Source organism: Nocardia sp. NPDC050412 (assembly GCF_044458825.1).
In the GTDB taxonomy this organism is placed as follows: Bacteria; Actinomycetota; Actinomycetes; order Mycobacteriales; family Mycobacteriaceae; genus Nocardia.
Window position 1 is genome coordinate 60,592 of the sequence record NZ_JBITIJ010000011.1, and the last position, 18,574, is coordinate 79,165.

Annotated in this window: 13 protein-coding genes; 9 read left to right on the top strand and 4 right to left on the bottom strand. The window is 64.7% G+C overall.

All coding sequences use genetic code 11. The features are described 5' to 3' along the window. Positions 1-18 precede the first annotated feature (18 nt). Positions 19-945: an EamA family transporter gene (locus ACIBI6_RS28270; protein ID WP_364349431.1), complete on the bottom strand. Its 927-nt coding sequence runs from the start codon at positions 943-945 to the stop codon at positions 19-21. Positions 946-1,051: 106 nt separating this feature from the next. On the opposite strand from ACIBI6_RS28270, the gene ACIBI6_RS28275 reads away from it, so the two are divergent. Then, positions 1,052-1,552, top strand: a complete 501-nt coding sequence (locus tag ACIBI6_RS28275) for a MarR family transcriptional regulator (protein ID WP_364349428.1) — start codon at positions 1,052-1,054, stop codon at positions 1,550-1,552. Positions 1,553-1,803: 251 nt separating this feature from the next. On the opposite strand, the gene ACIBI6_RS28280 is transcribed toward ACIBI6_RS28275, so the two are convergent. Beyond that, positions 1,804-3,948: a SpoIID/LytB domain-containing protein gene (locus ACIBI6_RS28280; RefSeq protein ID WP_396958361.1), complete on the bottom strand. Its 2,145-nt coding sequence runs from the start codon at positions 3,946-3,948 to the stop codon at positions 1,804-1,806. 342 nt (positions 3,949-4,290) lie between these two features. On the opposite strand from ACIBI6_RS28280, the gene ACIBI6_RS28285 reads away from it, so the two are divergent. Further along, on the top strand, positions 4,291-6,687 hold the full coding sequence (locus ACIBI6_RS28285; protein WP_396958362.1) for an N-acetylmuramoyl-L-alanine amidase: 2,397 nt from the start codon (positions 4,291-4,293) through the stop codon (positions 6,685-6,687). 98 nt (positions 6,688-6,785) lie between these two features. On the opposite strand, the gene ACIBI6_RS28290 is transcribed toward ACIBI6_RS28285, so the two are convergent. Together ACIBI6_RS28290 and ACIBI6_RS28295 are read right to left on the bottom strand one after the other, a co-directional pair. After that, entirely contained in the window at positions 6,786-7,586 is an 801-nt protein-coding gene (locus tag ACIBI6_RS28290) for an HAD family hydrolase (protein ID WP_396958519.1), read from the bottom strand. 74 nt (positions 7,587-7,660) lie between these two features. After that, on the bottom strand, positions 7,661-8,608 hold the full coding sequence (locus tag ACIBI6_RS28295; RefSeq protein WP_396958363.1) for a hypothetical protein: 948 nt from the start codon (positions 8,606-8,608) through the stop codon (positions 7,661-7,663). Between the two features lie 161 nt (positions 8,609-8,769). On the opposite strand from ACIBI6_RS28295, the gene ACIBI6_RS28300 reads away from it, so the two are divergent. The 7 genes from ACIBI6_RS28300 (at position 8,770) to ACIBI6_RS28330 (ending at position 18,498) form a co-directional block, all read left to right on the top strand. After that, positions 8,770-9,747, top strand: a complete 978-nt coding sequence (locus tag ACIBI6_RS28300; protein ID WP_364349416.1) for an ABC transporter permease — start codon at positions 8,770-8,772, stop codon at positions 9,745-9,747. A gap of 106 nt (positions 9,748-9,853) precedes the next feature. After that, positions 9,854-10,795 (top strand): ABC transporter permease, encoded by a 942-nt coding sequence (locus tag ACIBI6_RS28305; RefSeq protein ID WP_396958364.1) that lies wholly within the window; start codon positions 9,854-9,856, stop codon positions 10,793-10,795. Then, the gene (locus ACIBI6_RS28310) at positions 10,792-12,660 is read left to right on the top strand and encodes an ABC transporter ATP-binding protein (RefSeq protein WP_364349410.1); all 1,869 of its coding nucleotides are present in this window, start codon (positions 10,792-10,794) and stop codon (positions 12,658-12,660) included. The genes ACIBI6_RS28305 and ACIBI6_RS28310 overlap by 4 nt, the downstream gene beginning before the upstream one ends. 12 nt (positions 12,661-12,672) lie before the next feature. Then, on the top strand, positions 12,673-14,346 hold the full coding sequence (locus ACIBI6_RS28315; protein WP_396958365.1) for an ABC transporter family substrate-binding protein: 1,674 nt from the start codon (positions 12,673-12,675) through the stop codon (positions 14,344-14,346). Next, positions 14,343-16,028 (top strand): ABC transporter family substrate-binding protein, encoded by a 1,686-nt coding sequence (locus ACIBI6_RS28320; RefSeq protein ID WP_396958366.1) that lies wholly within the window; start codon positions 14,343-14,345, stop codon positions 16,026-16,028. The genes ACIBI6_RS28315 and ACIBI6_RS28320 overlap by 4 nt, the downstream gene beginning before the upstream one ends. After that, the gene (locus ACIBI6_RS28325) at positions 16,025-17,683 is read left to right on the top strand and encodes an ABC transporter family substrate-binding protein (RefSeq protein WP_396958367.1); all 1,659 of its coding nucleotides are present in this window, start codon (positions 16,025-16,027) and stop codon (positions 17,681-17,683) included. Before ACIBI6_RS28320 ends, ACIBI6_RS28325 begins: the two co-directional genes overlap by 4 nt. Next, entirely contained in the window at positions 17,680-18,498 is an 819-nt protein-coding gene (locus ACIBI6_RS28330; protein ID WP_396958368.1) for a hypothetical protein, read from the top strand. Before ACIBI6_RS28325 ends, ACIBI6_RS28330 begins: the two co-directional genes overlap by 4 nt. Positions 18,499-18,574: the final 76 nt, after the last annotated feature.

Here is an 18,574-nt window from a genome sequence, read left to right on the forward strand (position 1 = left end):
AGCGTCAAGGTCAACCCATTAACGTGCCCCGACCGGCACCCGAGGCATGACCACGGCGCGCGCGATCCGCGGCTTGGCGGCCATCTGGCCGAGCAACGTGCCACCGAGCGCGATACCGAGACCGAGGACCTGCAGCGGGCTCAGCGCCTGGCCGAGCGCGATCCACCCGATCACAGCCGCTGATACCGGGCTGAGCAGTCCGAGGAAGGCGACCGAGGTCGCGGGCACCTTGGCGATGCCGCGGAACCAGAGGAAGTACGCCAGCGCGGTGCCGATGACACCGAGGTACAGGTAGCCACCGACGGCCCGGCCGTCGAGTGCGGGCGGCGCGCCCTCGACCAGGAAGGCGAACGGTGCGATGAACAGGCCACCCGCGGTGAGCTGCCAGCCGGTGATCGCGAGCGGTCCGACGCCCTCGGGTCGACCCCAGCGCTGGGTTAGCACGGTGCCCATCGCCATGGACGCCGCGCCGGCGAGTCCGGCGATGACACCGACCGTATCGAGCTGCGCATTGGCGCGCAGCACCACAAGCGCGACACCGAAGACACCGATCAGACCCGCGATCACCTTGCGCCCGCTGGGCTTTTCGGCGAGTACAACGGTGGCGAAGGCCAGTGCGAACATCGGGGCAACCGCGCCGAGCACTCCGGCGACACCACCGGGCAGTCGGTAGGCGGCCAGGAACAACAGCGGGAAGAACGCGCCGATATTGAGGACGCCGAGTGCGGCGGCGCGCCCGACCCAGACCCCGCGCGGCAGTACGCGGGTGATGGCGAGCAGCGCGAGTCCGGCGGGCAGTGCGCGCATCAGCGCGGTGAACAGCGGGCGGTCCGGCGGCAGGAATTCAGTGGTCACGGCGTAGGTGGAGCCCCATGTGATCGGGGCGAGTGCGGCGAGCGCCAGGGTGCCGGCATACGAGTCACGCGCGGCGGTGGTTGTTGTCATGTTGGTCGCTCCTGATTGATAATCTCAACGTTGAAATATCTACTCGCTGGCATACCTCGCCGTCAAGTAGATGAATGTTGAGATAATCGCTATCGAGAGGAATGCCGTGGCCGACGCGATCGATCTGTTCACCGAGCACTGGAACCGGGAACGACCGGACGTCGACGTGTCACCGATGGCGGTGATCGGCCGCATCCAGCGCCTGTCGCGCCTGCTGGAGCAGGAACTGAAGAAGTTCTTCGCCGGACACGGCCTGGAGTTCTGGGAATTCGACATGCTCGCGACCCTGCGCCGCTCCAGCGGCACGGACGGCCTCACCGCAGGGGCGCTGAACCAAGTCGCCATGCTCACCTCCGGCGCCATCACCAACCGCATCGACCGCCTCGCAGCCAAAGGCCTCGTCGAGCGCGCGCCATGCCCGCAAGACCGCAGAGCAATCCGCGTCCAACTCACCGAGGCGGGCCGCACCCTGATCGACGAACTGCTGCCCTTGCACATGGAGAACGAGCAGCGCCTCCTCGCCGCACTGGAAAAGCGGGACCGCGGCCACCTGGCGGATCTACTGCGAACGCTCGCCGAATCGCTGGGCGACACCGCGTCATCCTGATTCGACGAATGCCCGTTTGCGCTTATAACTCCTGTCGCACAAGTGGATTCGCTGATAGCAACGTCCGGCCATCGGGCATACCTATGGCAACCCATGGACGGGGCACAGCCTGAGCGCGCGGATAAGCGACTCGTGCTCTTCGTTCAACTCCGACCCGCTCAGGCGAATTAGTCGACGCGACAGCTGCGGCGATCGAGCCGCAGCCGCACAATGACCCGAGGCAGCGGTCCCGCAAAAGGCACGTAATGCGATTAGAGCTCTTCGCTCAGCTCCGATCCCTCGCTTGTCGGTGCAGCCGAGGGGATTACGGGAACACGTGGGGGTGGTGGGGTCGGCGTTGAGGCGGTGGTCGGGGCGACGGTGGTCCCGGGCGGGACCGAGGCCTCCAGTGCGATGGCGCTGCCCGGTGCTGCTGAATATCCCAGCGACATGCCATTTCCGGGCGCGGCGCTCCCAGGCGGGGAATTGCGGCCGGGCACCGCGCTCACGGACAAGGCGTTACCACCGGCCACCGCACCCTCGGACCAGGCGTTGCGACCGGCCACCGCATCACTCGCACTACCCAACAACGCACTCTCGGACGAAACGTGGCCGCCGGGCAGCACGCTCCCGGACGCGACCTTCCCGCCGAGCAGCACGCTCCCGGACGCTACATCGCCCAGCCCGGCACTGTCAGCCGCGCCGTCCGCACCACCCGACAACGCGCTCTCGGGCGAAACGTCGCCGCCAGACAGCGCGCTCCTGGGCACGACACTCTCAGGCGCGCCATTCGCACCACCCGACAACGCGCCCTCGGACGAAACGTCGCCGCCAGGCAGCGCGCTCCCGGGCACAACACTCTCAGGCGCGCCATTCGCACCACCCGACAACGCGCCCTCGGACGAAATATCGCCGCCAGGCAGCACGCTCCCGGGCACGGCACTCCCGAGCGCGCCATTCGCACCACCCGACAACGCCCCCTCGCGCGAAATATCGCCGCCAGGCAGCACGCTCCCGGGCACGGCACTCTCAGGCGCGCCATTCGCACCACCGGACAACGCGCCCTCGGGGGATATGTTGCCTCCGGGCAGCACGCTTGAAGGCGCACCATTCGCGCCAGGCGGCGCCGCGCTTCCGGGTAGCACGCTTTCAGGTAAACCGCTCGCACCACCATCGGGCACAGCACTCTTGGGTGCGCTATTCGCGCCGGGCGGTGTGGCGCGCTCGTTGCTGCCCGGCGGGGCGGTGCTGCGCGGCTTGTCCTCACGTGTGTCCGGCACCAGCTGCATCAGCGTCGTGAAGTCGACGACCTGGGCGCCGAGCGTCGGCGTCGCGATGATGACGCCGTTGGTGAAAAGCCGGTAGGTGCCGGCGTTTTGGGGTAGGGCGAGCTCTGGGCCGAGTGGCTGGCCGACCGGACTGCTCGCGCCGCCGATCCGGCGGTATTCGGCATCGATCGGAGATTCGGCGACGAGAGATTGCTTGCGCGGATCCACGGGTGTTGCCGCGCCGACCACCGGGATGCCGAGCTCGGCGGGGGTCGGTCCGACATCGAAGGCGTAGATATCGGCAGGCTCTCCACCGTCCGGTGCACAGGAGTACTCCGAACGCAGAATTCGGCCGTCGCGCAAGAGCACCGTTCCCGCGGTCGACGCGATGACAGCAGTCGCGCGCGGATCCTCCTTGGCGGTGCCGGGATACTCCTGGCAGTCGGTGCTATCACAGGTCTGCGCGTACGAGTAACGGTGTTCGGCAAGCGCATACGAACGTGCCGCGATCGCCTGTGCGCGAAGAGCTTCCGTCGCGCCCTTGTCGACCCAGTTGGCCTGCACCTCGGCCGGGACGACGCCGAGCAGATAGTCCTCGACATCGACGCGATTCACCGTGCGCGCCTTACCGTTTTCCATCGCGACACCGAGTGAGCCGCGATATGCCGAACCGCCGCACAGGGTCAGATGTTCGGCGGCGGGACGGTTCGGACGCGGGTTGAGCGGGTAGATCCACGGGTCGGCGGTCGCCCGCTGCCACAGCACCTCACCGTCACAGCCCGCCGTGACAACCACATTCGCGCCGCCGTCGGGCAGCGCGGTGAGATGCGCGACCTGGCCTCGCGGCAGCATTTGGCCCGCGACCCGCAATCCGGCGTCGGCATAGGCGTCCAGCGTCGAGTCGTCCTGGGCGAACAGCCGCACCCCGACGGTGGTCGCCGAGATTTTGCCGAGCGTCGCGCCCGGGTAGTAGTGATCGAGGATTCGCTCGGCGGCCCAGCCCTCGAGGGCGCTGTCGAACGCGCCGACCTGACTCATCCCGCGCCCGTGGCCCGGCCCCGCCATCGGCCGGACATGGGCGTCGCCCGGCCAGACCCAGAACGCGAGTACGGTGCCGACCAACACGGCCGCACCACCGGTGACCAGCACCGGACGGATGGAAATCGGAGTTCCCGATATCCGCCGCCGACCAATTCGGTCGCGCGGCGCACTCGTTTTCAGTCGCAATTTTCGCTCCCTCCGCGTCGTGTCATTCCGGTGCCGCTTGCTTCGCATCCGTTCACTCCCACGGTTTTCCGGGACCTGGTCGGTTCGATACCCGTCGGCATGTCGTCCCATCTGGTCGCAAATCGAGAGCTACATTCGAGCAATCGAATAATCCTCAACCAGAGGTTTAGATATGTGACAGTTGTAAACTAGTGTGATTGTTGATGCATCAGGAAGCAACCCTGACATCCATGCAGATGATCGCCCGGTTCGACCTGATTGGAGATGCTCGTGCCGTACCGCAAACCGAAACGTTCCTACGTACTCCCGGTTGTCACCACACTTGCGGTAGCGGCCCCGCTCGCGACTTTCACGCTGAGCGACTCGACCGATTACCGTCCGACAACTGGTAGCGATCCCGCCGCAATCCCCGCGCAATTGGCCGAGGTGGTCCTGACCACGGTCCCCGACATCACCCTTCCGCTGCGCGAACTCACCGGTCTCGACCTGCCTGATCTGCATCTTTCGGATCTACGCATGCTGCCGATTCCGGAATCCATTCCGGTTCCCGAAGGTTTGCCGCTGCCACCCGGCGTCGAGCTACCGAAGGAAATTCCACTACCCAAGCTCGATTCCGGACAGAGCACACCGAGCCAATCGGTACCCGGCCAAAACGTTCCCGGCCAATCGCTACCCGGCCAAACAGTTCCGGGCGGAAGCACCCCCGGCCAATCGCTTCCCGGTCAATCCACGCCAGGTCAATCGACAACCGGCCAAACCATCCCGGGCCAAAACACCCCCACCCAGTCACTGCCCGGCCAAACAATTCCGGGCCAAGATACCCCCGGCCAATCGCTTCCCGGTCAATCCACACCTGGTCAATCGACAACCGACCAGATCATCCCGGGTCAATCGACTCCAGACCAGAGCATCCCAGCTCAGACCCCCTCACCAACTCAGGGCACCACTGGTCAACCACCCCAAGGCCGTTCCACAGCCGCTTTCATCGCCGATCCCACCCAGGTCGAGCCCGACGTCACCCCCGACACGCCGGCACTGGCACCCGGCGCCGTCCCGCCGGAACTCCTCAGCCAGGTCGGCGCACAGGTCAAGGAAGTCAGCCGCGATACCCCGTTCAGCGTGGTCGCACTGACCGCGCACGATCTGGTGAATACCAAGGCATTGGTGCGGGCCCGCCAGTCCGATGGCACCTGGGGTTCCTGGTACGACACCGAAGCCGTCGACACCCGTCGCAACGATCGGGCGACCGGCGGCTCCACCGGCACCGAACCGATCTACGTCGGCAATACCAAGTCCGTGCAGATCCTGGTGACCCGCAAGCCGGCCGTGGCGAACGTGCCTCATCCCCCCGTCGCGGGTGACGCGGAGGGCGCCGTGCCGATGCTGCCCACCCCGGCCGCCGGGCGCTCGGATGATCCGGCCCAGACCGCCGCCGAACTGACGGCCGTGCTGATCGATCCGGGCCGCGGCGCGATCGACGGAACGCTCAACAATGTCGCCGCGGCGCTGCCCGGCGGCGGACCCAATGTCATCAGCCGATCCCAGTGGGGCGCGGACGAATCCATCCGCTGCGAAGAACCCACCTACGACGACCAGCTCGGCGGCCTCACCGTGCACCACACCGCGGGCCGCAACGACTACACCCCGGCCGAATCGGCGGGCATCGTCCGCGCGATCTACACGTATCACGCAAAAACGTTGGGCTGGTGCGATATCGGCTACAACGCGCTGGTCGACAAGTACGGCCAGATCTTCGAGGGCCGTTTCGGCGGACTTGATCGCCCGGTGCAGGGCGCGCACGCGGGTGGATTCAACGAGAACACCGCGGGCGTCGCGCTGATGGGCAACTACGAGTCCGAGGAACCGTCGGAAGAGGCGATCAATGCGATCGGCCGGTTCATCGGGTGGCGGTCCAAGATCGCCGGGCTGGATCCCAAGGGGTACACCACGATGTATTCCGAGGGCACCGATTTCACCTCCTATGCGCAGGGTGAGGCGGTTCGGTTGCCGGTGGTGTTCGCGCACCGCGACGTCGGCAATACCAGCTGCCCCGGTGACTCCGCCTACGCGGATATGGACCGCATTCGGGATATCGCGGCGGGCATATCGGCATCATCCGGCACCGCCACCAAGCCACAACAGCAGGCACAAACGCCGACCACCCAGCAGCCCCAAATGCAGATCGCCCCGCAGACCCAGACCGATATCGCCGCGCTGGCCGCACTCACGGCCAAGCTGCTCGGCATGGTGAATCAGAATCCGATCGCCAAGCACTGGGCCGATAAAGGCGGTCCGGATGGTCCGCTCGGCGCGGCCACCTCGGAGCCGATGCCCGCCGCGCAGGGGCAGCAGTACGCGAAGTTCGTCAACGGGTACGTCTATACCGCACCGAATGGTCAGATATTCGAGGTGCTCGGCGCGATCCTGGATCGCTTCCTCGCCCTCGGCGGGGATGCCGGGGTTCTCGGGGGGCCGATGAGCAACACCTACCCGGTACCGAACGGACTGCGCACCGATTTCCAGTACGGCTCACTGGTTCTCAACCAGCTGACCGGCATCGTCACCACCGTTTGGAAGACCTACAACGACACCTACCAGCATCAGGTCAACCGCAACTCGGTCGGCCACGTCGCGGCGCCAGCCCCCGCACCGGCGGGCTGACACAGACGATCGCGCGGTGCTGGTGGGCCACTCAGCGCCCCTCGGCGGGAGGTACACACACTTACGTTGCGGAATCCTTGGGATGCAGTGGGTTCGGTTCAGACCCACCAGCGCTCGAGAACCTGCGCGACACCGTCTTCGTTGTTAGCTGCCGTGATCTCGTCCGCAGCGGCGATCGCCTCCGGATGCGCGTTGGCCATCGCGACGCCGTGGCCGACCATGCTCAGCATCGGAACGTCGTTGGGCATATCGCCGAATGCGATGATCGCGGAATGCTCGACACCGAGGCGTTGAGCGACGATGGCCAGGCCGGAGGCCTTGGTGACACCGGGTGCGGAAACTTCGATCAGGCCGTGGTCGGTCGAGTAGGTGATGTCGGCGCGGTCGCCGATGAGCGGTTCGAGGACCGCGCGCATATCGGCGCTGAGGGCGCCGCGTAGTCGAACCAGCATCTTGATCGCGGGCGCATCGATGACCTCGGCGCGCGAGACCTCGGTGTCATCCGGATTCAGCCAGGCATGTTCGTATTCCGGCGAACTGACGAATTGTGGCGTCACGGCGTCATGGGCGCTCTCACCGACGCGTTCGGCGGCGAGGCCACAGCCGGGCAGTGCGCGTTCGGCCAGGTCGGCGATCCAGGCGAGGGTATCGACGTCCAGGGTCCGGCTGGTGAGTACCCGGTCGGCGGCGCTGTCGTAGATCACCGCTCCATTGCCGCAGACGCACAGTGGCGCATAGCCGAGCCCCTCGACCACCGGATCGATCCAGCGCGGCGGCCGTCCGGTGGCGAGCACGAACGGCACCCCATCGGTGATCAGGGCGGCCACGGCCACCTTGGTTCGCGCGGTGACCCGCTCGTCGTGATCGATGAGGGTGCCGTCCACATCGGTGGCAACCATCTTCGGCTTGGGCAGGTGCAGGCGCGTCACCTATTCCATCCTGCCGGAAGACCATCTCGGCGCGATCGCGGCTATCACTGCGACGGCGGACGCCGCCACGGGGAGTCCTCGGCCTGCGTCGGATCGGACTGCCGTTTCACCAGATTCGACGGCGGGGAAACCGGCGCTGCCTGCGGATTCGCCCCCGACTGCGGCTGCGCGTCCGCCTGATCGGTACCTGAATACCCCGCTTGGGGATACGGCTGCGCAGCCGGGACATCAGCTGAAGGACCGTATTGCGGATAGGGCGACGGCGGATACGGCGTCGGGCCGGATGAAGAGCCGGCCGGTGGCCCAGCAGCACCAGACGGATACCCCGCGGGCGGCGCGGCTGGTCCGTACGGGTACGTCGCGACGGGTGGTGGCCACGCAGCTCCGGACGAAGAGCCGGCCGGTGGCCCAGCAGCTCCGGACGAATACCCCGTGGGCGGCGCGACTGGTCCGTACGGGTATGTCGCGACGGGCGGTGCGGCCACCGGACTGTAATTGAGCCAGCGCGTCGTCGGCGGCACGAGTGCGAGCACCGCGGTCGCGATCGGGAAGATCAGCCCGAACAGCCCGCCGATGCCGCCACTGATCTCGGCCGCGCTACCGCCCGAGGCGGTGTAGCGCAGAGTTATCGCATACCCCGCGATACCGGCGAACACCACCACCGCACATCCGGCCACCACGGGTACCCGACCGAGCGGCCGCCTGGTGAACATCATGACCGCGCCTGCACCGAGTAGGAACGCCGTGACCACGGCGATCGAACCGGTCACCAGCAGGTAGGTCTTGAACCAGCTCTGCGCGAACAAGCCGGTCGAGTCGTACTCCGCGAGATCACGGCCGAGGTCGCTCAGCCCGAGCACGATATTGAAACCGCCGCCGAGCAATTGGCCAGCACTGCCGACACTCGCCAGCACCCCGGCCGTGATCGCGGTGCCACCGCCGGGTGCCGGTGCCGGGACCGATGGATAAGGCTCATATTGCGGATAACTCATGAAATCCCCCTAAGAGCGCCGGGAAAAGCCTGGATGCACCGGTCTCCTCATAATCGAGGACATGCCGATCTCACGCGTGTCACACACGCTCGCACGCACGTCCTTATGATCAGGGGCTAATACTCGATGCTGGCCCGACCAGCCGTAGGACCAGAGGACTGATGACCGGCTTCCTGCTACGACGCGCGTTCAATTATGTCGTGCTGTTGCTGCTGGCTTCGTTCCTGACGTTCAGTCTGGCGTCGCTGACGTTCACGCCGCTGGACAGTCTCGAACAGCGCAATCCACGTCCGCCGCAGGCGGTGATCGATGCCAAGGCCGAACAGCTGCATCTCAACGAGCCGATTCCACAGCGCTATATCAGCTGGCTGAAGGGTATCCCGCAGGGTGACTTCGGCCAGACGCTGGCCGGTCAGCCGGTAAGTGAGGAGCTGCCGCGCCGGGTCCTGGTGAGTCTGCGGCTGCTGATCATCGGTTCGATCGTAGGCACGGTGCTCGGTGTTCTGATCGGTGCGGCCGGGGCGATCCGGCAATACAAATTCAGTGACTACTTCACAACGGTCGTATCCCTGCTGGTACTGAGCACGCCAGTGTTCCTGCTCGCCACCTTGTTGAAATACGGTGCGCTGGAAGTGAATACGCTGACCGGCTCGCAGATCTTCCTCTATACCGGCGAGACCTCGGCGAACAAGATCAACGGCTTCTTCCCGCAGTTGCTCGACCGCCTCCAGCATCTGGTGCTGCCGACGGCTGGTCTGGCCCTGGGGGCAATGGCCGGTTACAGCCGCTATCAGCGCAATGCAATGCTCGATGTGCTGCAGAGCGATTTCATCCGCACCGCCCGCGCCAAGGGCCTGACCCGCAACAAGGCGCTCTACAAGCACGGCCTGCGGACCGCACTGATCCCGATGGCGACGCTGTTCGCCTACAGCCTCGGCGGATTGATCACCGGCGCGACCTTCACCGAGAAGATCTTCGGCTGGCACGGCGTCGGCGAATGGCTGGTCAATTCGATCAACGCCCAGGATCTCTACGTCGTCGTCACGGTGACGGCGTTCGCCGGTCTTGTCGTACTGGTGTCGGGTCTGCTCTCCGATATCGTGTACGCGATTCTCGATCCCAGGGTGCGTGTGTCGTGAGTGAGCGCAGCGAACGAACCATCAACGTCGTGAGTGAGCGCAGCGAACGAACCATCAACACAGCACGGTCCGGCGTGACGGAGCCGAGCGCTAGCGAGGCGCAGTCATGACGGAAGCCGAAATCATCGTCCAGGGCGCGCCGGAGCCCGCTGCCGCCTCGGGTCGGCGCAGGCTGGTACTGCGGCGCTTCCTGCGCAATAAGGCCGCCGTCGCGGGCGTGATCATGCTGCTGATCCTGGTGCTGGTCGCCTATGTGCTGCCGTACTTCTGGACCTGGGACTATCAGGAACTCGACGGCACGGCACTGCGTAAACCGCCCTCTGCGAAGCATCCCTTCGGCACCGACGCCATCGGCCACGACGTACTCGCCCAAACCCTGCGCGGTATGCAGAAATCGCTGATCATCGGCTTCTGCGTCGCCCTCATCAGCACCACCATCGCGGCGCTGACCGGTTCGATCGCCGGACTCATCGGCGGTTTCACCGATAAGGCCATCATGTGGCTGGTCGACCTGCTGCTCGTGGTCCCGAGCTTCATAATCGTCGCGCTCTTCGCGCCGAAGACCAAGGGCAGCGGGTCCATCCTGCTGCTGATCCTGCTGCTGAGCGTCTTCGGCTGGATGATCAGCGCGCGCATCGTGCGCGGGCTGACCATGAGTCTGCGCGAACGCGAATTCGTCAAGGCCGCACGGTATATGGGCGCGCCGATCAGGACGGTGATCCTGAGCCATATCCTGCCGAATATCGCCTCGATCCTCATCATCGACACCACACTGTCGGTGGGCGCTTCGATCATGGCCGAAACCGGTTTGAGCTTCCTCGGATTCGGTGTGCAGTCGCCGGATGTCTCGCTCGGCACGCTCATCGCGTCGGGCACCGCATCGGCGCTCACCTTCCCCTGGCTGTTCATGTTCGCCGGTGGACTGCTGATCGTCATCGTGCTTTCGGCGAATCTGGTCGGTGACGGGTTGCGTGACGCATTCGACCCCAGTGCCAAACGGGCTCGCTCGCGCAAGAAGGCTGGGTCGGAAAAGAAGGTAGCCGCATGACGGGCGATAAAGTCGCCAGCGAGAAGAACTCCACCGCACCGCTGTTGGAGGTCTCCGATCTGCGGGTCTCCTTCCCCAGTGAAGAGGGCCGCATCGATGCGGTACGCGGGGTGAACTACACCGTCTCCGATGGTGAAGTGCTCGCGATCGTCGGCGAATCCGGATCCGGTAAGTCGGTGTCCTCGCTCGCGGTGATCGGATTGCTGCCGGAGCAGGCGCGGATCAACGGCTCCATCCGGCTGCGCGGGCGCGAACTGCTCGGCCTCGGCGATCGCCAATTGTCCAAGCTGCGTGGACGTTCCATCAGCATGGTGTTCCAGGACCCGCTCTCGGCGCTGACGCCGGTGTATCGGGTCGGCGATCAGGTCGCCGAAGCGCTGCTGGCACATACGGATATGACCAGTCGAGAGGCCTCGGCACGGGCCGTTGAACTGCTGGATCTGGTCGGTATTCCGGAACCGGCCTTGCGCGCCAAGGCATTTCCGCACGAGTTCTCCGGTGGTATGCGCCAGCGGGTGGTCATCGCCATGGCCATTGCCAATGATCCCGCGCTGATCATCTGCGATGAGCCGACCACCGCACTCGATGTGACGGTGCAGAAGCAGATCCTGAATCTGCTGCGCAAGGCGCGCGATATCACCGGCGCCGGTGTCATCATGATCACCCACGATATGGGCATCGCCGCCACGCTCGCCGATCGGGTCGCGGTGATGTATGCCGGAAAGATCGTCGAAACCGCACCGGCGGCAGAGCTTTTCGCCGCACCGCGGATGCCGTATACGGTCGGTCTGCTCGGCTCGATTCCGCGCATGGACGGTCCGTCCCGCAGCCCGCTGATCCCGATCGTCGGCGCACCGCCGGCCATGCACGCACTGCCGCCGGGTTGCTCCTTCGCACCGCGCTGCCCCATCGCGATCGATGACTGCCGTGCGGCCGAGCCGCCGTTGGAGAAGACCGGACCCGGCCACTCAGCCGCCTGCATCCGCACCGCCGAAGTCACCTCCGCTGATCTTTTCGAGGCCTACCGCCAGGAGATTTCGGAGCCGAGCGCCGAAGCTGATACCGATGAGCGTGTGGTGCTGCGGGTTTCGGATCTGGTGAAGACCTACCCGATCACCTCAGGTGTGGTGTTCAAGCGCCGCAAGGGTGAGGTCCGCGCCGTCGACGGCATCAGCTTCGAGGTGCGCGCCGGGCGCACATTGGCGCTGGTCGGCGAATCCGGATCCGGAAAATCCACCACACTCACCCAGATTCTCGACCTGGTGAAACCGCAAGCGGGCACCATCGAGATCATGGGCAGCGATATCGCGACCCTGACCAAGGCGCGCAAGCGGGAGATTCGCCGGAAGATGCAGATCGTCTTCCAGGATCCGACGGCCGCACTGGATCCGCGACTGCCGATCTTCGACGTGCTCGCCGAACCGATGCGCATCGATGGCCGTCCCCGCACCGAAATCGCCAAGCGGATACCGCAATTGCTCGAACAGGTCGGTCTGCGGCCCGAGCACGCCGACCGCTATCCGGCCGACTTCTCCGGTGGCCAGAAGCAACGGATCAGCATTGCCCGTGCGCTGGCCCTGGATCCGGAGATTCTCGTGCTGGACGAACCGGTGTCGTCACTGGATGTGTCGATCCAGGCGGGCGTGCTGAATCTGCTGCGCAACCTGCAGACCGAACACGGTCTGTCCTACCTGTTCGTCTCGCACGATCTTTCGGTGGTCCGCAATCTGGCCCACGATATCGCGGTGATGTATCGCGGGAAGATCGTCGAGGCCGGGCCCGCCGAACAGATCTTCGACCGCCCGAGCAACGAATACACCCGGGCGTTGATCGATGCGGTCCCGGTGCCGGTCGTCAGCCGATAGAGGGAGAGCGCGATGCGATCGAGAACCCGAACCAAATGGGCGGCACCGGTTGTCGCACTGGTTCTGATCGCGGCGGGTTGTGGTTCGGGCGGCGATTCGACGGCGGGGCTGTCGGATACGCTCGGCACCACCAATGACATCAATCCAAAGAGCGTCGACGAGGTCCGCGACGGTGGGAATCTGCGGCTGGCTACCACGTCGTATCCGGCCAACTGGAACACCCTGTCCAATGACGGTAACGACGGCGAGATAGCCGATATCGAACGGCCGCTGATGCCGCGCGCGTTCGACACGGACGCGGCGGGCGAATTGTCCATCAACAATGACTATTTCACCGATGTCGCGCTGACCAACACCAACCCGCAGCAGGTCACCTACACCATCAACCCGAAGGCGGTCTGGTCCGACGGCAATCCGATCACCTGGGAAGACATCAAATCCGAGGCCAATGCGCTCAGCGGTAGGGACAAGCGGTTCCTGATCGCCATCACCAACGGTTTCGAATTCGTGGACAAGGTGGAGCGCGGCGTCGACGATCGCCAGGCCGTCCTGACCTTCAGCCATCCCTACGCCGAATGGCGCGGTCAATTCGCGGGTAATGCCTCGCTGTTCCCGAAATCCGTGACCACCGAACCGGATTCGTTCAACAACAGCCTGGCCGATGCGATGGGGCCCAGCGCCGGACCGTTCCAGGTCGTCGCCACCGACCGGTCGCAGGGCCGAATCGTGCTCGGCCACAACCCGAAATGGTGGGGCGCCGAACCCAAACTCGACACCATCACCTACAGCGTGCTCGACCACACGGCCTGGACGACGGCGCTACAGAACAACGAACTCGACCTGGTGCAATTGACCACGGTCGACGACGTCCAGACGGTGCGCAATACCGGCGGCCTGGTGGTGCGCCGCGCGCCCGGTAATCGCTGGCGCCACATCACCTTCAATGGCGCGCCGGGGTCTATCCTGTCCGATGCCAAGGTGCGCGTTGCCATTTCGAAGGCCATCGATCGGCAGGCGATCGTCACCGCGATTCAGAACGGGCTGGTGGAGAATCCGAAGCCGCTGAACAATCACATCTTCCTGCAGGGTCAGGCGGGCTATCAGGACAATAGTCTCGGCTTCGATCCGACCGCCGCGGCGCGCGAACTCGACGAGGCGGGGTGGAAGCTCAACGGCGATGTGCGCGAGAAGGACGGGCGCAGGCTCGTCATCCGCGATGTCATGTACAACGATCCGACCTGGGTGCAGGTCGCCCAGATCATCCAGCAGAACCTCGCCGAAATCGGCGTGGGACTGACCATCGACACCAAGCCGGGGGCGGGCTACTTCACCGATGTCATCCAGCCCGGTGATTTCGATGCCGCTCAGTTCATCTGGGTGGGTGATGCGTTCGCGTTCGCCAGTATTCGACAGGCGTACTACTACGACCCGAACGATTTGCAGGGCAATTACGCCCGCGTCGGCTCGCCGGAACTCAATGCCCTGATCGATCGCACCCTCTCGGAACTGGATCCGGCGAAGGCGCTCGAGCTGGCCAACGAGGTGGATCGCAAGGTTTTCGAGGAGGGTCATTCGCTGCCACTGATGCAGAGCGACGGCAGCTTCGGCGTCCGCGCGAATCTCGCCAATATCGGTTCCCCCGGCCTCGCGTCCTACGACTACACCAAGATCGGATTCGTGAAATGACAACAGCACGCATCGCCCGGCAGCGCCGGGTGGGAATTCGGATCGCGGCGCCCGCCGTCGCCATCGCGCTGATTCTGTCCGGGTGCGGGTCGGGCGATGACGTGACGGCGGGTTCCAGCTCGATCGGCACGGCCAATGACATCAATCCGAAGGACGCCGGCGAACTGCGCGAGGGCGGGAATCTGCGGCTGGCGCTGACGAACTTCCCGGCGACCTTCAATGCATCCCACGTCGACTCCGACGGTGAGGTTTCCGATCTGGTGGGGTGGGCGTTGCCGGGTTCGGTCAAATCCGATGCGGCGGGCAGTATCACCACCGACACCAACTATTTCACCGAGATCAAACTCACCAATACGAATCCGCAGACCATTGTCTACACGATCAATCCCAAGGCGGTCTGGACCGATGGGACGCCGATCACCTGGGAAGATCTGAAATCTCAGGCCGAAGCGCTCAGTGGGCGCAACCCAGCTTTCCAGGTGGCGGCGACCCAGGGTTACGCCCAGATCGGCACGGTCGAACGCGGTGTCGACGACCGGCAGGCGATCGTCACCATGGCCCAGCACTATGCGGAATGGCAGGGCATCTTCAGCACGGTCTACCCCAAGGCCTCGACCGCGACCCCGCAGGCCTTCGACGACGTCAACCGCAACGGTCTGCCGGTTTCGGCGGGGCCGTTCACGATCACCTCGATCGATAAGGCGCAGCAGCGAATCGTATTGAGCCGCAATCCGAAATGGTGGGGCGATACGCCGAAGCTGGATACGGTCACCTACAGCGTGCTCGACTACTCGGCCCGGCTGAACGCGCTGCAGAACAACGAACTGGATTCGGCGTCGGTCTCGGGCATCGATGAGGTCAAGACCGCCTCGAACGCGCCCGGTATCAAGGTGCGCCGCGCGCCCGCGCCGCGGTTCTCGCACTTCACCTTCAATGGCGCGCCCGGCTCGATCCTCGCGGATCCGAAGCTGCGCGTCGCCATTTCGAAGGGTATCGATCGGCAGGCCATCGCGACCTCATCCCAACAGGGCGTCGTGGTCGATCCCAAGCCGCTCGACAACCACATCTTCATGGTCGGTCAGAAGGGCTACCAGGACAATGCGGCAGCGGTGGCCTACAACCCCGACCAAGCCGCCAAAGAACTCGATGACCTGGGGTGGAAGCTCAACGGTGACGTCCGCGAAAAGGACGGCCGCAAGTTGGAAATCCGCGATGTGATGTACCAGCAGGAGAGCTGGGTGCAGATGGCCCAGATCGCTCAGCAGAATCTGGCCAAGATCGGCGTCAAGCTGGTCATCCAGACCTACCCGGGCAATGGACTTTTCACCGATGTGGTCGATCCGGGCAACTTCGACATCGTCCAGTTCACCTGGAGCGGTGGCATTCTCCCGCTCGGTGCGCTGCCGCAGATCTACGCCTTCGACCCGGCGAATACGTTGAGCAATAAGGGCAAGATCGGCTCGCCCGAACTCAATGCGCTGATCGAGCGGACAATCGCCGAACTCGATCCCGATAAGGCCATCGAGTTGGCGAACGAATGCGACAAGATGATCTTCGAGGAGGGCTTCTCGCTGCCCATCGTGCAATCCGCGGGCACCGTCGCGGTGCGCGAGGGGCTGGCCAATTACGGCGCCTTCGGCCTCGCGTCGGCGGATTACACGAAAGTCGGGTTCGAGAAATGAGATTCGCAACCGCGGTGGCAGTGCCGGTTGTCGCGCTCGGCCTGATCGCGACCGGTTGTTCCGACAACAGCATCACCCCGGGCACGGTGGATATCGGCAGCACCAATGACATCAATCCGAAGGATCGCGGCGAACTGCGCGACGGCGGCAATCTTCGGCTGGCACTGAGCTCGTTCCCCGAGTCGTTCAACTACCTGCACGTCGACGGCAATACCGAAAGCACTGCCTCCGCTATCAATCCGACGCTGCCGTCGCCGTGGATCAGCAACGCGGCGGGTGAGCTGACGGTCGACCACAATTACTTCACCGATATCAAGCTGACCAATACCAACCCCCAGCAGGTCACCTATACGATCAACCCGAAGGCCGTATGGTCCGATGGCAGCCCGATCACCTGGGAGGACCTGCGATCGGAGGCGGCCGCGCTCAGCGGTAAGGATCCCGGTTTCCTCATCTCGTCATCGAGTGGATTCGACCGGGTCGGGAAGGTCGAGCGCGGCGTCGACGATCTGCAGGCGATCGTCACTTTCGATAAGCCGTACGCCGAATGGCAGGGGCAGTTCTCACCGCTGTACCCCAAGGCGGTCACCGCGAATCCGGAGGCATTCAGCAATCTCGACCGCGACGGACTGCCGGTCAGTTCCGGGCCGTTCGTCGTTACCTCCATCGATCGCGCGCAGAACCGGATCACCCTGGGGCGCAATCCGAAATGGTGGGGCGATACGCCGAAGCTGGACACCATCACGCTGAGCGTGCTCGACGATTCCGCGGTGCTGCCCGGTATCCAGAACAACGAGATCGACTACGCGTACATGTCCGGGATCGAGAATGTGACCGGTGCGCGGAATTCGAAGAATGTGGTCATCCGGCGTACCCCCGAGCCGAGTTGGTCGCATCTGACCTTCAACGGCGCACCCGGCGGGCTGCTGTCGGATCCGCAACTGCGGATTGCCGTTTCGAAGGCGATCGATCGGCAGGCGCTGGTGAGCGCCGCCCAGAACGGTGTCGTCGACAACCCGACGCCGCTGAACAACCACATCTACATGAAGGGCCAGAAGGGCTACCAGGACAATTCGGCCCCCATCGCCTTCGATCCGGATGAGGCGGCGCGAATGCTCGACGCGCTCGGCTGGAAGCTCAATGGCGACGTTCGCGAAAAGGACGGCCGCAAACTCGAATTGCGCGATGTGATGTACCAGCAGGAAGCCTGGGTGCAGACCGCGCAGATCGTGCAGCAGAACCTGGCGCGGGTCGGGGTGAAGATGACCATCCAAACCGTCCCCGGCAGCGGTTTGTTCAAGAATGTGATCGATCCGGGCAACTTCGATATCGCCCAGTTCAGCTGGGGCGGTAGCGTTCTCCCCTTGGGTGCGCTGCCGCAGATCTACGCCTACGATCCGGCGAATCTGATGGGCAATAAGGCTCGCATCGGCTCCCCGGAACTGAACGCGCTGATCGAACAGACCATTGCCGAACTCGATCCGGCGAAGGCCATCGACTTGGCGAACAAATGCGATCAGATGATCTTCGCCGAGGGCTATTCGGTGCCACTGCAGCAGGCCTCGGGCACCTACGCGGTGCGCGATAACCTCGCCAACTACGGCGCCTTCGGCCTCGCCTCGCCCGACTACACCAAAGTCGGCTTCCTGAAGTGAAATTCGGGCCGGGCCACCCGCTGGCCTATCCGGTCTCCGTGACGATCGGCGCTCTGGTTGTTTGTCTGGCCTGGGCGCCGTTCGGCGACTTGGACCAAGTTGCGGCATTGGCGACGGTTGCGCTGGGCATTTTGGGCTATACGGGTTTTCAGCTCGCTACGGCGTTGGGCATGCTGCCGAATGGATTGGCGGACATCGGTCCACGCCGAACGGATTCATCTCGCGGCGATGGCGATGGCGATGGCGGCTCACACCTCGATGCCGGCAGCTGCACAGACTGCGGCACCGGAAGCTCAGGTAGTAGCAGCGCGGATCGCGAGGCGGCAGGCCGCAGCAGCGCCCGTAGCGATGCCGCGCGCACCGTGGAGATCAAGCGAGTGCGACAGCAGCATCGGCTCGTCAGCCGTAGCTGGCTCGAGATCACCGAGAACTATCGAACTCGCTGGCTGCCGGTATTTTTCGACTCGACGATGCTCGGCATGACCGAGTCCGAAGCCGAGGTGACCGACCGATCCGTCGATAGCACCAACCTGCACTTCTACCCATCCGGAAAGGCTCGCAGCTCCGAACCGCCCGGCCGCCTGATCGACAACCCATCCCGTCCCGATCCCGATGCTCCGATCCTCGCCAGCGACTCGGCTCGGGTTCGTCGCCGGCTACTGCTCGACGCCCAATCCACCGTCGCCGCCCCCTTCGTAGCCCTCATGTGGGTCTACATATCCGCAGGAGGCTTCATTGCCTTCCTCGCTGCCACCTCGGTAGCCGCCGCCACCGCCATCTGGCTCGCCGCCATTCGCGGCTCTGACCCGAGCTGACGGTACGCAGGGATTTGTTGCCAGGAAGTCCGTCAGCCGACCGCACCAGTCGTGGCCCGGCGCGCGTCGAGTCAAC

Excerpts from the sequence above, each read along its gene's own strand:
- ACIBI6_RS28270 (WP_364349431.1), bottom strand. The coding sequence starts at position 945 with ATGACAACAACCACCGCCGCGCGTGACTCGTATGCCGGCACCCTGGCG.
- ACIBI6_RS28285 (WP_396958362.1), top strand. The coding sequence starts at position 4,291 with ATGCTCGTGCCGTACCGCAAACCGAAACGTTCCTACGTACTCCCGGTT.
- ACIBI6_RS28290 (WP_396958519.1), bottom strand. The coding sequence starts at position 7,586 with ATGGTTGCCACCGATGTGGACGGCACCCTCATCGATCACGACGAGCGG.
- ACIBI6_RS28295 (WP_396958363.1), bottom strand. The coding sequence starts at position 8,608 with ATGAGTTATCCGCAATATGAGCCTTATCCATCGGTCCCGGCACCGGCA.
- ACIBI6_RS28300 (WP_364349416.1), top strand. The coding sequence starts at position 8,770 with ATGACCGGCTTCCTGCTACGACGCGCGTTCAATTATGTCGTGCTGTTG.
- ACIBI6_RS28305 (WP_396958364.1), top strand. The coding sequence starts at position 9,854 with ATGACGGAAGCCGAAATCATCGTCCAGGGCGCGCCGGAGCCCGCTGCC.
- ACIBI6_RS28310 (WP_364349410.1), top strand. The coding sequence starts at position 10,792 with ATGACGGGCGATAAAGTCGCCAGCGAGAAGAACTCCACCGCACCGCTG.
- ACIBI6_RS28315 (WP_396958365.1), top strand. The coding sequence starts at position 12,673 with ATGCGATCGAGAACCCGAACCAAATGGGCGGCACCGGTTGTCGCACTG.
- ACIBI6_RS28320 (WP_396958366.1), top strand. The coding sequence starts at position 14,343 with ATGACAACAGCACGCATCGCCCGGCAGCGCCGGGTGGGAATTCGGATC.
- ACIBI6_RS28325 (WP_396958367.1), top strand. The coding sequence starts at position 16,025 with ATGAGATTCGCAACCGCGGTGGCAGTGCCGGTTGTCGCGCTCGGCCTG.